Below are 13960 nucleotides of genomic sequence, written 5' to 3'. Positions count from 1 at the left end.
ACGACAACATCAGAACGACAGAGCGGGAATGATACACCTCATGCAGATTATACGAGACGATTTACGCGGCCCCGACATTGCCGCCATGCTGGAAGCCCACCTCAGGGAGTTCGAGCCGCACTCCCCGCCGGAGAGCCGCCATGCGCTGGATCTCGATGGCCTGCGCCGCCCGGAAATCCATTTCTATAGCGCGTGGGAAGAGAACCAATTGCTCGGCTGCGGCGCGTTCAAGCGGTTGAGCGACGAGCACGGCGAGATCAAATCGATGCGCACCGATCCCGCTCATCTACGCAAAGGCGTGGCGCGAGCGATTCTCACGCATTTGATCGAGGAAGCGCGGGCGCTCGGGATTCGTCGATTGAGTCTGGAAACCGGCCCGATGGCGCATTTCGCCCCGGCCCGAAAACTTTATCAGGCGTTTGGATTCGCTGTCTGCGAACCCTTTGGCAGTTACCGGGAAGATCCCTACAGCGTGTTCATGACGCGCACGCTCTAAAAGCGGGCCGTAACCGCCGCCCGAACGAAAGCCGCCCATCGTGACGATGGGCGGCGCGCTTTTTGTTGGGCGTTGACCGAAACGGATTCGCCTCGGCCTGCTCAGCGCTAGGCGTAGTCCTTGGCGTAGCGCAGCGCCTGCTCCACCCCGCGAAGCTCCGCCAGCCCCTTGAGCCGGCCGATCGCAGGATAGCCCGGCGTCGATGCCTTGTGATTGTCGTCGAGCACTTTCTGGCCGTGATCGGGCCGCATGGGCAGCGCGCGGTGATCGCCGGCCTGGTGCCGACGGCTCTCGATCGTGAGCAGCTGATCCACGATCTCCACCATGTCGATGTTACCGCCCAGATGATCGTCCTCGAAGAAGCTGATGCCGTCTTCCAGGGTCTTGGTCGCTCGCAGATGGGTGAAATAGATCCGGTCGGCGAAGCGCTCTATCATCCGAGGCAAGTCGTTGTCGAGCCGCGAGCCGTAACTGCCGGTGCAGAACGTCAGCCCATTGGCCGGGCTATCCACCGCGGAGAGTATCCACGCCGCATCTTCCTCGGTGGAAACGATGCGCGGCAGGCCGCAGAGCGAAAACGGCGGATCGTCCGGATGGATCGCCAGGCGCACGCCGCATGCTTCGGCGACAGGCACGATCCGCTCGAGCAGACGCAGGAAATGCTGCCGGAAGGTATCGCGGCTCATCCCGGCATAACGCTGGATGTGACTCTTGAACTCTTCGAGCGAGTAGCTGCCTTCGTTAGCGGGCATGCCAGCGACAAGATTATGAACCAGATGCTGGATCTGCGCTTCGCTCATCGACCGGTAGCGCTGCGCCGCCCGTTCACGCTGTTCGTCGGTGTAGTCAGCGGCGGCATCGGGGCGCTCGACGATGAAGAGATCGAAGGCGCAGTAGTCGACGAAGTCGAACAGCAGCGCCTTACTGCCGCTGGGTCGCTCGTACTCTAGCTCCGTTCGCGTCCAGTTGAGCACCGGCATGAAATTGTAGCAGATCGTGTCGATACCGCAGGCGGCGAGGTTGCGAATCGTTTGGGCGAAATTGTCGATGTACGTCTCCGCCTCTCCCTCGTTGAGCTTGATGTCTTCGTGTACGGAGACGCTCTCCACGACCGACCAGGTCAGGCCATGGGATTCGATCAGCGCCTTGCGTTCCTCGATCTTCTCCACCGGCCATACCTCGCCGATGGGCATCTCATGCAGGGCGCTTACGATCCCCGTTGCCCCCGTCTGACGAACGTCATCGAGAGAGATCGGATCATTCGGGCCGAACCAACGCCAGGTGTGTTCCATCGAGTACTCCATTCGAGTGTCAGTGATTTTCTTCATGACTCGCCTATCGAGTCGCTCATTCACCCATGATCAGATTGGGTAGCCAGAGCGACAGGAACGGCAGATAGGTGACCAATAGCAGGACGCAGAGATTGCAGATGAGAAAGGGAATGATCGCCCGCACCACTTCCATGACCGGCACCTTGCTGATGCTGGAGGCGACGAAGAGACAGATACCCATCGGCGGCGTGGTGAGCCCGATCATCAGGTTGAGCACGGCGATGATGCCGAAATGCACTGGATCGACGTTGACCCCCACGGCAATGGCGAGCAGCGTGGGAAAAAGGATCACGAGTGCGGCGATGGTCTCCATGAACGTCCCCACGATCAGAAGCAGTACGTTCAGGATCAAGAGAATCAGAAACTTGTTCTCGGTAATGGAAAGAATATAGCTCGCGATCGCCTGCGGTATCCGCTCGCTGGTCAGAACCCAGCCGAACAGATTGGAGACTCCGATCAGCAGCATCAGCGATGCCGAAAGCTTGGCGGCATCGAAGATGAGTTCGACGATGCTTTTGAGCGTAAGCCCCTTGTAGACAAAGAGGCCAACGACCAACGCATAGAGCACGGCAACCATCGAGGCTTCGGTCGGTGTGAAAACGCCTCCGGTAATACCGAAGAGAATGATGAAGGTCAGTAGGACGGCCCAAAGCGCGCCCTTAAAGTCGTGGAGTAGCTTAGGAAAGCCGACCCAGCCGTGTCGTGGATAGCCTTTCTTGATCGCAATCAGATAGCACGTGAGCATCATTCCGGCGGCCAATAGCAGCCCAGGAATGGCACCGGCAAGGAACATCCTTCCAATGGAAATTCCTGTCAGCGAACCAGCGATTATCATGGGCAAGCTAGGGGGGATAATCGGCCCAATCGTCGAGGATGCCGCCGTGACGGCCGCAGCAAAGGGCCTGTCGTAACCATTGCGAGCCATTCCCGGGATCATAACCGAGCCGATACTGGCAGTGTCGGCTACCGCCGTTCCCGAAATTCCGCCAAATATGAGTGAGCCTCCGATATTGGCAAAGCCCAGGCCACCGCGAATGTTGCCGAACAGAGAATTGCTAAAGTCTATGATTCGACGGGTGATATCGCCCCCATTCATCAACCCCCCGGCTAGAATAAAGCCTGGCAATGTCAGTAGTACGAAAGAATCCATTCCCGAAAATATTTTCTGCGGCACAACGGCCATCGGTACGCCTGCCATAAAGATATAGAAAGCAGAAGACAGGCCCAAGCAGATGATAATAGGGGCGCCTAGAATCAGAAGCCCGAAGAAAATGGCAAACAGGCCAAGTGTTTCCATTTAAGACGCCCTCCACGTAACCAAACTATAACCTTCCTTGAAAGCTTCTCGCAGGGAATGGAATGCTAGATTGGCCAACAACAAGAACATCGCAAAATAGACATATTTCATTGGCAATCCCAATGCCGGTGAACTTTGAAACCTGCCTATCTGGACTAAGACGAAAACGGTCGTCAATGTGGCTAGAGACACCACGCCAGTCAATGTCGCCATGATCAATCGATGAATCGACTGGCCTCGAGGGCCAAGCCGATGCTGATAAAGATCAAGCGAGATGATATCCCCGTCACGCCATGCCAACCCAATAGCCGATGCCACGAGATAGATAAAGCAGTAACGCGATACCTCTTCTGTCCAGGATGGCGTACTGGGAAGGATAAATCTTGAAAATACCTGTAGAAAGACGCTCAATGCGATTGCGATAAAGCACAAAATACTGAGGTATTTGAAGACTCCATCTAAAGCACCCATCGTGCGTAGAGCGCCACGCACGATGATGTGTTTCGGGACGGTATCATGAGACATCATGGCCGACTCCACGAAGGCGAAAACTCATTTCACTTTCAGCATCTTGTGATACAGCTCAAGCGTCTCTCCTTCGAGATTGGACTCAACAGCTTCTCGAGCCTTATCACGGAAAGCGTCCTGGTCTACTTCGACAAATTCCATTCCGTGCTCTTCAAGACTGTTACGCAGACGCTTCTGATCTTTCTTAAAAAGTTCCTGATAGTCGTCGTGCATAGTATCAGCAGCATCCATGACGATCGTTTGGAGCTCATCAGGCATGCTTTGCAGTTTGTTTTTTCCGATCACAACGTAGATCCAGCTGCGCACGTGGTCGGTCAAATTCACATAATCTTGAACTTCATAGAGGCTCGCGCTTTCGATCAGGCTCAAAGGGTTTTCCTGTGCCTCGATCGTTCCTTGCTGCAGCGAGGAGAACATTTCGCTGAAAGCCATCGGTGTCGCCTTGGCCCCCAAGGCCTGCCACACCTTCACGTGCAACGGTACATTCGGCAGCCGCAGGATGATGCCGTTGAGATCCGATGGCTTTTTGATAGGGCGATTCGAAGTCAATTCTCGGGGGCCCCGCTCGAACCAAGTCAATGGCACCAGCCCGACCTTGTTCTCGATCTGCGCTTCGATCTCCTTCCCGATCTCGCCACCAGCGACCTTTTTCAGTGTTTCTTCATTCTCAATGGCATACGGAACACCCAATAAAGCGGCCTTCGGAGCTCCCCAGTTCTGCAACGGCTCGCCAGTAATCGTCATATCAGCCGTACCCAACTGGATACTGCTTATCATCTCGCTTTCACTGCCAAGCTGTTCATTGGGAAAGATTTGAACGTCGATGCGTCCGTCGGAGCGTGATTCCACCTCCTTTTCGAACGCCAGCGCAGCCTTGTTGTAGATGTGGTTCTCGTTAGCGAGATGCCCGAACTTCAATGTGTAATCCGCAGCGTTTGCCGACGTCGACAAGGCCGCAAGCGAAGCTGTGGCGATCAATCCAGCGATAGCGATCTTCATCGAACCCCCTTCACTCTTTCGTTTGTTAATGACAAACTATATTCTTTAATGGCAAACACAGTTTTAGCCTTGGCTTTCTCGAGATCAATGCTCCGATAGGCAAATAGACGAAGGGCTAAGTCGGGATCAAAGGCGAAAGATGAGATTGTGACCGACAGCTTACTGACCCGGCGGCACGCCGTTGTAGAGCGAGTGTCGGCGACATGGACTGGAGAAAGAATCAGCGTGAGAACATCTAACGGCCCAATGGGCTCATCTCAGGGCTCGGCGATGCCTAGCGTCGATAAAGCGCTACGTGCGCTGCTGACCCTGGCGGGCGCCGGGCCGGCAGGTATGTCACTAAATGAACTAGCCGCGGCGCTCAGCATCAACAAGAGCAGTCTGCACGTGACCTTGTCCGCCCTGAAATTCCGGGGCTTCATCAGTCAGCACAACGAGACAGGGTTTTACGGTCTGGGGAGCTCGATTCACACGCTACATCAGAGCTATATCAATAACTTGGATATCATCGGGATACTGAGACCTGCAGTCCGCCAGCTTTCGGTGACACTAAACGAGGTTTGTCATGTTTCGATTCTGGACGACAAGGAAATCCTCTACCTGGAGCGCATCGAGTCACGCAAACCCATTCAGGCAGGCACGAGCGTCGGCATGCGTATACCGGCGGCCAACACCGCGATGGGACGCATCATGCTTGCGCACCGCTACAGCGGATTCAGCGAGTTCAACGCGCAATTCGGTGAAGGCTATAGCCGACCTTGTGCAAACGCCCCGGAGTCCACCGAAGGAGTTTGGCGACGCGTTTGCGAAGCCAGGCAGGCGGGTTATGGCTTAGATATGGAAGAGAATGTTCCCGGCGTCGTCGCCATTAGTATCGCGGTACTGGATCATACGGGTCCCGTGGCTGCGGTCAGTGTCGCAACACTCGCCAACGAGATAACTCGCGAGGGGTTGTTGGCCTATGAGCCGGCGCTTAGAGAGACGCTTGCTAGCGTCGTTCCGTCACCCTATTGGCTTTCGCAGCCAAAAGTTGATACGTAGTCAAGGATCCACCGCGCCGACGAAATCCATCTGACGCCACGCCTCGTAGACGATGAGCGCGCAGGCGTTGGAAAGGTTGAGACTGCGGCTGTCCGCCAGCATGGGAATGCGCAGACGCTGTGCCGGTGGCAGGGCATTCAGCATTTCTTGCGGCAGCCCGCGGGTTTCGGGTCCGAAGACCAGCGCGTCGCCTTCACGATAATGGATATGGTTGTAACCGTGACGGCCGCGGGTCGAGACACCGAAGACGCGTTCCGGCCCTACGGTTTCGAGAAAGGCAGCCCAGTTGGCATGGACCTGGACTCGCGCCCATTCGTGATAGTCGAGCCCGGCGCGGCGCAGACGCTTGTCGTCGAGTTCGAAAGCCATCGGTTCGATGATATGCAGGCGAAATCCGGTATTGGCGCATAGCCGGATGATGTTGCCGGTATTGGGCGGGATTTCCGGTTCATAGAGCACGATATCAAGCATGGCGGCCGGCTCGGATGCGGGTAACTCTCGCATCATACGCAATCGGCACAGCTTTCTATAGCGCCCCGCTCTCTACAACGCCCGAGAAGGGCGCCGGCATCTTCTGTAACAACTGGGAGACGGCGCCGCTTTCCACCGCGCCTCTAACCCGGCGCGGTCGTAGCTCGTAGCTCGTAGCTCGTAGCTCAGTAAGGTCTAGAAACCGACGCTGACGCCCAGCACCGGACCGCTATCCAGCGTGCGGCCGTTGTCATTGTCGAAATCGGTACGCATGTAGCGGTAGCCGCCGTAGACGTAGGTTTGCGAGATCAGGTTCACCCGCGCCTGGGCGCCGTATTCGTAGCTCTTTTCCACGTCGCCGCTGGTCAGGCCGTCCGGCGTGTAGAAACCGTAGGCACCGATCGAGGTCAACGGGATCGGGGTATCGACGAAGGCGGAACCGCCGAGCCCCAGACCGCCACCGTTACCGTAGTAGGTGTCCTGGTACTGATAACGGCCACCGACGGAGAGATCGATACCCGGCAGCCACGGCGTGAACATCAACGAGCCCGAGTAGGCCTTGGCATTGTGGCCGCTGTCATCGGTATTCAGGTAACCAACCCCGGCCCGCAAGGTGGGAAAGATGGTCTGACTGGCTTCGACACCGAAAGACTCGTCGCCGCCGTTGGCGGAAACGCTCAGCGCCATCGCCTGCTGACTGGCAAAGACGAAGCTCGCCGTGGCAAGGGCAAAGCCCCATGGCTTCATTCCGCGGTTCTTGATCATGATAGGTCTCCCGGCATTCGTGCCAAATCGCGTTGGACTAACGGCGTAAGCGTGGCATAATTTCCGCGTTTATCAAACGGTGTTTTTAAACCATTTGTAACGCCACTCGCCAACGATCTTGCTGCGGCTAATCGTAGCAGGCGCGAGCATCGACCATCAGCGCCGGGAACCGACGGCCGGGTGGAGCGATAGATCAAGGAGTGTTGGTAACGCCGTACCGGTCGCGGTAGGCGCGGATCGCTTCCGCGTGCTGGGCGACGGAAGAGCCGTCTTCGCCGCCGCGGGGTTGGCGGGTTTCCAGGTAGGCAAGCAGTTGATCGAGGTTGACGATGCTCACAACCGGCATATTATACGTCGCCTCGACTTCCTGGATCGCGCTGTGTGGCTTGAGGCCATCGGCGTCCTGGCCCCGTTCCTGACGATCGAGTGCGATCACGACTCCAGCAGCATTGGCACCGGCGTTCTGGATGATCTGCATGACTTCGCGGATCGCCGTCCCGGCGGTGATGACATCATCGATGATCAGGATGTTGCCGCGTAACTCGGCACCGACGATATTGCCGCCCTCGCCGTGAGTCTTGGCTTCCTTGCGGTTGAAAGCAAAGGGCATGTCGCGCTGATGATGGTCGGCCAGTGCAACGGCTGTACTCGCCGCCAGCGGTATACCCTTGTAAGCTGGACCAAATAGTACATCGGCCGCGATGCCGCTGTCGGCAATGGCGCTGGCATAGAACCGTCCCAGGCGGGCCAGGGCACGGCCGGAACGGAACAAACCGGCATTGAAGAAGTAGGGACTGACACGACCGGACTTGAGCGTGAACTCACCGAAGCGCAACACCCCTTCGGCGATGGCGAATTCGATGAACTCCTGTTGATACGGCTGAATCTCGACGCTCACCCCAGGCCTCCCTATTGCCTCATGTTTGATGACGGCCGCTACCGTTTTGATCAAACGCAGCAGTCATTTACCTAAACCTTTCAAGCTCGGGTATCATACACGCGCGACAAAGAAGGAACACTGTATGAAAATCGCCAGCATCAATGTGAACGGAATCCGAGAGGCCGTCGAGCGGGGCTTTCTCGACTGGCTGGCCGAACAGGATGCTGACGTCGTCTGCGTGCAGAACCTGAAGGCCAAGAGCTTCGAGCTCGATGACAGCATTCTCTATCCGGAAGGCTACGAAGGCTACTTCCTGGACGCCGAACAGGATGGCTTTTCCGGGGTCGGGCTCTACTGCCGCAAGATTCCCAAGGCCATCATGTACGGTCTGGGTTTCGAGCAGTGCGACAACGAAGGCCGCTTCCTGCAGGCGGACTACGATCGCTTCAGCATCGCGACATTCCTGATGCCAGACGGTGACGATCCGGCCATCAAGCAGACGTTCATGACCCAGTATCTGGAGTACTTGAACAAGATGGCTCGCAAGCGTCGCGAGTACATCATCTGCGGCACCTGGCACATCGCGCACAAGACTCTCGATCTCGCCAACTGGGCCGACAATCAGACGACGCCCGGCTTCAAGCCCGAAGAACGTGCGTGGATGGATCAGGTGTTCGGTCCGACCGGCTTCATCGATACCTTCCGTGAAGTCAATCGGGATGCCGACCAGTACACCTGGTGGCCCAAGCTCGATCAGGAAGTGCCACGCTCTCGTCAGGAAGGCTGGCGCCTCGATTATCAGATCGTCGGCCCCAACTTCCGGCGCAACGTGAAAAACGCCTGGATCGATACCGACGCGACCTTCAGCGAGTTCGCCCCGCTGATCGTCGAGTACGATCTCGAGCTGTAATCGCCCGACCCAGCCGCACGCCAGCAGCCGTCAGCGATTCGCAACGAAAACACCCCGCCAACCGGATAACGGCTGGCGGGGTGTTTTCGTTGGGCTTTCGGCTGGCGCCATCACCCTATGGGCGATCAACCATCAGCCGACACCGCCTATAGATCGCCGAAATGATGCTGCAGCAGCGTCAGCGCGACCACGGGGGCGGTTTCGGTGCGCAGAATGCGCGGACCGAGGGTGAGCGGCTGAAAGCCGGCATGCCGCGCGGCGTCGACTTCAGCATCGCTGAGCCCGCCTTCGGGACCGATCAACAACGCCGCAGACTCGACTGAATCTGCCTGCTGCCAGCTATCGTCGGTGGCGGGATGCAGCACCAGCCGCAGGCTCTCGTCGCGCTCGCCGAGCCATTCGGACAACGATCGTGGCGGATGAATCACCGGCACGCTGGCGCGCCCGCACTGCTCGCAGGCACTGACCGCGACGCCCTGCCAATGCGCCAGTTTCTTGGCCTCGCGCTCGCCCTTGAGGCGCACGTCACCGTGTTCGACGTAGAGCGGCGTGATCGCGGCCACGCCGAGTTCGACGGATTTCTGGATCGCGTAGTCCATGCGATCGCCCTTGGAGATCGCCTGGCCCAGATGCACGCTCAGCGGGGACTCGCCGCTGCCTTCGATCACCTGCTCGATCCGCGCGACGACCCGCTTGCGGCCGACCTCGATCAGCGTGGCCTGGGCCTCGTGGCCGTTACCGTCGAACAGCGTCAGTGCTGCGCCCTCGCGCAGGCGCAACACCAGCGAGACGTGGCGAGCCGGCCCGTCGGGCAGAACGATGTCGCCGCCAGCGAAGAAGCTGGCGGCGACATGAATACGCGGTTTGGCCATGGCTCGAATTTACTGCGTGGTTTCGCTGGCCTGGGCGGTGCGCTGCTTCTTCTGGGCGTACATCGCTTCGAAGTTGACCGGCGCCAGCATCAGTGGAGGGAAGCTGCCGCGGCTGACCAGGCTGTCGATGCACTCACGCGCGTAGGGAAACAGCACGTTGGGGCAGAACGCGCCCAGGGTGTGGTCGAGCTGATCGCCGGCGAGACCGGAGATGCGGAACAGCCCGGCCTGCTCGACTTCGACCAGAAACGCCGTGGCGCCGTCTTCGTTGTTCGACACCTGCGCCGTCACCTTGACCACGACCTCGTAGAGATCTTCGCCCACCGACTGGCTGGTGGTATCGAGATCCAGACCGACCTTGGGCTTGAACGGCTGCTGGAACACGCTGGGCGCATTGGGTGATTCGAACGAGATGTCCTTGACGTAGATGCGCTGCAGGGAGAACTGCAACTGCGGCTTATCCTGAGAACCCTGCTGATTGTTGTCTTCCGCCATGATGCGTTTCCTGTACGTTCCTGAATGACTAGGAGCGTTCCTGAGTGAATAAGAGCGTTCCTGACTGACTAGCCTGATTGACTATGAGTCTCGATGGCCGGCGCCTAGCGCCGTACCACCGGAAGGCCATCGGCCTGCCACTGCGCCATGCCGCCCTTGAGCTTGTAAACCCGGGAAAATCCGGCCTGGCTGAGCTCGGTGACCGCGGCGGCCGATGTCTGACCCTGCTTGCAGACCACGATGACCGGTGTGTCCTTGTGCTTTTCGATCTGCGGCAGCCGCTCCTTGAGACGCGACTGGGGAATGTTCTTGGCGCCAGCGATGTGGCCCGCCTTGAACTCGTTGCTCTCGCGGATATCGATCACCACACCGTCTTCGCGGTTGATCAGTGACGTGGTCTCGGTGGTGGAGACGCCGGAGGCGCCGCCGCGCTTGGCCTCGAATGCCAGCCATGCCAGCAGCACGACCAGAAAGGCGCTGACCAGCAGCGGATGATTTTCGACGAATTCGAACAACTGATCGATCATGGGTCTGCCGACACTCTAAATCTGGGGCCAATGGGATCGCAAAAACGCCTTATGGCGTGCGACTCCGCCCTTGGCGCGTCTGCATCAAATCGCGTCCGCAACCTGGCATGTGAAGCCTTCGTTGCTCGGGACGCGAGCGGCTGAAATTCCTGGCCCGCTAGCGGGCGCCGGCCATTATACACGAGGCCGCCGTTGAAACGAGGAAGGCGCGGGCGCTCGCGCATTCCAAGGCAGGCGGCTGACCCGACTCACTCGGTGCGCTATCCTTCAGGATTCTGATTCAGAACGCTAGATTCCAGAACGACAGATTCCAGGACGACAGACTTCAGGACGAAGCATTCCGCCGCCGCTGGTTTCGACACGACTCACTCCGTTCATCCGATTTTTCGAGGCTTGTCATGGCAGATACTTCCAGCATCCCGCGTCCCGTCGCACTGTTGATTCTCGATGGCTACGGTCAGAACGACGATACCGCCAATAATGCCGTCGCCGCCGCCGATACCCCGGTGATGGATCGTCTCAAGCGCGATTTCCCCAACACCCTGATTCATACCGATGGCCCTTACGTCGGCCTGCCGGACGGACAGATGGGCAACTCCGAAGTCGGCCACATGAACATCGGCGCCGGGCGGATCGTCTATCAGGACTTCACCCGCGTCACCAAGGCGATCGCCGACGACGCGTTGAAGACGAACGAGGCGCTGACCGCACCCATCGATGACGCCGTCGCCAACCACGGCGCCGTGCATCTGATGGGTCTGCTCTCTCCCGGCGGCGTGCACAGCCACGAGGACCACCTGCTGGCGATGGCGGAACTCGCCGCCAGCCGTGGCGCCAAGCGGATCTACCTCCACGCCTTCACCGACGGCCGCGATACCGCGCCCAAGAGTGCCGGCGCCTCGATCAAGCGAGCCAACGCCAAGCTGGCCGAGCTGGTCGGTGCCGACCATGGCTTCGTCGCGTCGGTGGTGGGTCGTTACTTTGCCATGGACCGCGACAACCGCTGGGATCGTGTCGAGAAGGCCTATCGTGTCGTGCGCTTCGGCGAGGGCGAGTACGTCGCCGACAGTGCCGAAGCCGGGCTGGCAGCGGCGTACGAACGCGGCGAGACCGATGAGTTCGTCGGCGCGACTGCCGTGCGCCCCAACGGCGACAAGATCGTCATGGCCGACGGCGATGCCGCCCTGTTCCTGAATTTCCGCGCCGATCGCGCCCGCGAGCTGACCCGCGCCTTCGTCAATCCGGATTTCGACGACTTCGATCGTGGCGAGCGGATCAAGCTGGCCGGCGGAGGTCTGGTGACGCTGACCCACTACGCCGACGACATCGACACGCCCGCCGCTTTCCCGCCCAACGATCTGGTCAACACCCTGGGCGAGGTCGCGGAGAGTCATGGCCTGACCCAGCTGCGTATTGCCGAGACGGAAAAGTACGCCCACGTGACGTTCTTCTTCTCCGGCGGTCGCGAGGCCGAGTTCAAGGGTGAAGACCGGGCCATGATCCCGTCGCCGAAAGACGTCAAGACCTACGACGAGAAGCCCGAAATGAGCGCTTACGAGCTGACCGAGACGCTGGTCAAGGCGATCGAGGCCGGCAAGTACGACCTGATCGTCTGCAACTACGCCAACGGCGATATGGTCGGCCACTCCGGCGATCTGAAAGCGGCCACCAAGGCGATCGAGACGGTGGACGTATGTCTCGGTCGCGTGGTCGAGGCGATCCAGAAGGCCGGCGGCGAATGCTTGGTCACCGCCGATCATGGCAATGCCGAGATGATGGTCGACCCCAAAACCGGCAATCCGCATACCTCCCACACCACCTTCATGGTGCCGCTGGTCTATGTGGCCCGGAGTCAATCCGCCAAGCTCAAGGCCGATGGGCGTCTGTGCGATCTGGCACCGACCCTGCTGCACATGCTGCAGAAGCCCGCACCCGAAGAGATGACCGGCAATGTGCTGATCGACGATGCGTGACGCTGGCTCGCGAGTCGTCACCGTCCACGCGGGAGTCCGTCCGACGTGAGTCGTAGGCAAGTCAGGCGTCTCTCTCGGTGCGGACTCGGTAGCGGTACGATTTCATTGTTGCTGGCCGGCGGTCTGCTGCTGGCCGGCCCCGCGCTGGGTCAGGCCAATCCGCAGGAAGCCCGGGCCAGGCTGGACAGCCTGGCGACCGACATCCAGGCGCTACAGGGCAAGCTGGAAAATACCCAGGCCGCTCGCGGTGATGCTCAGGACGAGCTGGAACAGGTCGAGACGGCGATCGGCCAGACTCACAAACGCCTGGATACTCTCCAGACCGAGCGCCATCAACTCGATGGCGAAGTCGACAAGCTCCAGCACAAGCGCCAGACCCTGGCAGCCGATCGCGACCAGCAGCGCGAGGCACTGGCACGCCAGTTCGACGCGCTCTATCGTCTCGGCACCACGCCCCAGCTGAAGTTGTTGCTCAATCAGGACGATCCCGCCGAGGTCGATCGGCTCCAGCACTATCTCAATGCGCTCTCCTCGGCGCGGCGCGAGAAGCTCGAGCAGCTGCGCGCGCTCAACCAGCAGTTGGACGACAATCTGGCGGCGATCGATCAGCGTCGTTCGCGCCTGGACGAGGTACAGACCGATCTCGAGCAGCAGCGCCAACGGCTGGCGTCGAACCTCGAGGAACGTCAGGCGCTGGTGGCCAAGCTCAGCGGTCGTTACGACAGCGAGCAGTCTCGACTCGAGGATCTCAACCAGGACAGGGCTCACGTCGAACGTCTGCTGGATCGTATGCAGAAAGAGCTCGCCAACCTGAAGAAGCCGCCGCCCTCGACCGCGATTCGTCAGACCCGCGGCGGCCTGCCCTGGCCGGTACAAGGGTCGATGCTGTCGAGTTACGGCAGCGGTGACGGGGTCAATCGCAACGGTATTCTGATCGGCGCGCCGGAAGGCACCGCGATCAAGGCGGTGCATGCCGGCCGGGTGGTCTTCGCCAACTGGATGCGTGGCTTCGGCAATCTGCTGATCCTCGATCACGGCGACGGCATTCTGACGCTGTACGCCCACCTTCAGCAGATCGACGTCGACCCCGGACAGCAGGTGGACAACGGCCAGACGGTTGGCGCTGTCGGCAATACCGGCGGCCAGTCGCGCTCGGCACTCTATTTCGAGGTGCGCCAGAACGGCAATCCGATCGACCCGAGCCGCTGGATCGGACGCCGCTGATCGGTCCGGCACTGTGTAACCACCGGTTGCGCTGGATCATCGCCCCGCCGAAACGCTATGCTGGGTTATCAAACGCCGTTCCGTCATCGGAGTGGCAAGGTGTCGGGCTCAGCGGCGCCAACCAATCCTTTCTGCTCGAGTCGCGGAGACC

General features: G+C 59.5%; 15 protein-coding genes. 5 read left to right on the top strand and 10 right to left on the bottom strand.

Annotation, left to right across the window (positions count from 1 at the left end):
* The first annotated feature begins 40 nt into the window (after positions 1-40).
* Positions 41-496, top strand: coding sequence for a GNAT family N-acetyltransferase (locus ACUN9V_RS11115; RefSeq protein ID WP_445511427.1), 456 nt, complete (start codon positions 41-43; stop codon positions 494-496).
* A 107-nt stretch (positions 497-603) separates the two neighbouring features.
* On the opposite strand, the gene uxuA is transcribed toward ACUN9V_RS11115, so the two are convergent.
* Genes uxuA through ACUN9V_RS11095 form a run of 4 tightly spaced genes read right to left on the bottom strand, consistent with a single transcriptional unit; the run spans position 604 to position 4651 of the window.
* Entirely contained in the window at positions 604-1788 is a 1185-nt protein-coding gene (uxuA, locus tag ACUN9V_RS11110) for a mannonate dehydratase (RefSeq protein WP_445511426.1), read from the bottom strand.
* A gap of 55 nt (positions 1789-1843) precedes the next feature.
* Complete coding sequence (locus tag ACUN9V_RS11105) at positions 1844-3124, bottom strand: TRAP transporter large permease (RefSeq protein WP_445511425.1); 1281 nt, start codon at positions 3122-3124, stop codon at positions 1844-1846.
* A complete protein-coding gene (locus ACUN9V_RS11100) occupies positions 3125-3652 on the bottom strand; it encodes a TRAP transporter small permease (protein ID WP_445511424.1) in 528 nt (175 codons plus the stop codon).
* A gap of 24 nt (positions 3653-3676) precedes the next feature.
* A complete protein-coding gene (locus ACUN9V_RS11095; RefSeq protein WP_445511423.1) occupies positions 3677-4651 on the bottom strand; it encodes a TRAP transporter substrate-binding protein in 975 nt (324 codons plus the stop codon).
* 270 nt (positions 4652-4921) lie between these two features.
* Between ACUN9V_RS11095 and ACUN9V_RS11090 the strand changes: the two genes are divergently transcribed.
* Positions 4922-5692 carry an IclR family transcriptional regulator gene (locus ACUN9V_RS11090; RefSeq protein ID WP_445511422.1) on the top strand — a complete coding sequence of 257 codons (771 nt, stop codon included), beginning with the start codon at positions 4922-4924 and terminating at the stop codon, positions 5690-5692.
* Here ACUN9V_RS11090 and trmL read toward each other — a convergent pair whose 3' ends face one another.
* The 3 genes from trmL to pyrE all read right to left on the bottom strand — a co-directional run bounded on the left by trmL (position 5693) and on the right by pyrE (position 7826).
* Positions 5693-6163, bottom strand: a complete 471-nt coding sequence (trmL, locus tag ACUN9V_RS11085; protein WP_445511421.1) for a tRNA (uridine(34)/cytosine(34)/5-carboxymethylaminomethyluridine(34)-2'-O)-methyltransferase TrmL — start codon at positions 6161-6163, stop codon at positions 5693-5695.
* A gap of 195 nt (positions 6164-6358) precedes the next feature.
* On the bottom strand, positions 6359-6928 hold the full coding sequence (locus tag ACUN9V_RS11080; RefSeq protein ID WP_245392298.1) for a YfaZ family outer membrane protein: 570 nt from the start codon (positions 6926-6928) through the stop codon (positions 6359-6361).
* Between the two features lie 193 nt (positions 6929-7121).
* Positions 7122-7826 carry an orotate phosphoribosyltransferase gene (pyrE, locus tag ACUN9V_RS11075; protein ID WP_075561388.1) on the bottom strand — a complete coding sequence of 235 codons (705 nt, stop codon included), beginning with the start codon at positions 7824-7826 and terminating at the stop codon, positions 7122-7124.
* A 124-nt stretch (positions 7827-7950) separates the two neighbouring features.
* Between pyrE and ACUN9V_RS11070 the strand changes: the two genes are divergently transcribed.
* Positions 7951-8718: an exodeoxyribonuclease III gene (locus ACUN9V_RS11070; protein WP_110693620.1), complete on the top strand. Its 768-nt coding sequence runs from the start codon at positions 7951-7953 to the stop codon at positions 8716-8718.
* 146 nt (positions 8719-8864) lie between these two features.
* On the opposite strand, the gene ACUN9V_RS11065 is transcribed toward ACUN9V_RS11070, so the two are convergent.
* The 3 genes from ACUN9V_RS11065 to ACUN9V_RS11055 all read right to left on the bottom strand — a co-directional run bounded on the left by ACUN9V_RS11065 (position 8865) and on the right by ACUN9V_RS11055 (position 10612).
* The gene (locus tag ACUN9V_RS11065) at positions 8865-9590 is read right to left on the bottom strand and encodes a 16S rRNA (uracil(1498)-N(3))-methyltransferase (RefSeq protein ID WP_445511420.1); all 726 of its coding nucleotides are present in this window, start codon (positions 9588-9590) and stop codon (positions 8865-8867) included.
* 9 nt (positions 9591-9599) lie between these two features.
* Entirely contained in the window at positions 9600-10085 is a 486-nt protein-coding gene (gene secB, locus ACUN9V_RS11060; RefSeq protein ID WP_075561391.1) for a protein-export chaperone SecB, read from the bottom strand.
* Positions 10086-10189: 104 nt separating this feature from the next.
* Positions 10190-10612, bottom strand: a complete 423-nt coding sequence (locus tag ACUN9V_RS11055) for a rhodanese-like domain-containing protein (RefSeq protein WP_075561392.1) — start codon at positions 10610-10612, stop codon at positions 10190-10192.
* A 398-nt stretch (positions 10613-11010) separates the two neighbouring features.
* Here ACUN9V_RS11055 and gpmI point away from each other — a divergent pair, with 398 nt between their 5' ends.
* Positions 11011-12585, top strand: coding sequence for a 2,3-bisphosphoglycerate-independent phosphoglycerate mutase (gene gpmI, locus ACUN9V_RS11050; RefSeq protein WP_445511419.1), 1575 nt, complete (start codon positions 11011-11013; stop codon positions 12583-12585).
* A 45-nt stretch (positions 12586-12630) separates the two neighbouring features.
* Positions 12631-13809 carry a murein hydrolase activator EnvC family protein gene (locus ACUN9V_RS11045; RefSeq protein ID WP_445511418.1) on the top strand — a complete coding sequence of 393 codons (1179 nt, stop codon included), beginning with the start codon at positions 12631-12633 and terminating at the stop codon, positions 13807-13809.
* The last annotated feature ends 151 nt before the right edge of the window (positions 13810-13960 follow it).

The organism is Salinicola sp. V024 (assembly GCF_052645315.1).
Note: the sequence above shows the minus strand (reverse complement) of the source record. Positions and strands in the feature narration are given on the sequence as shown.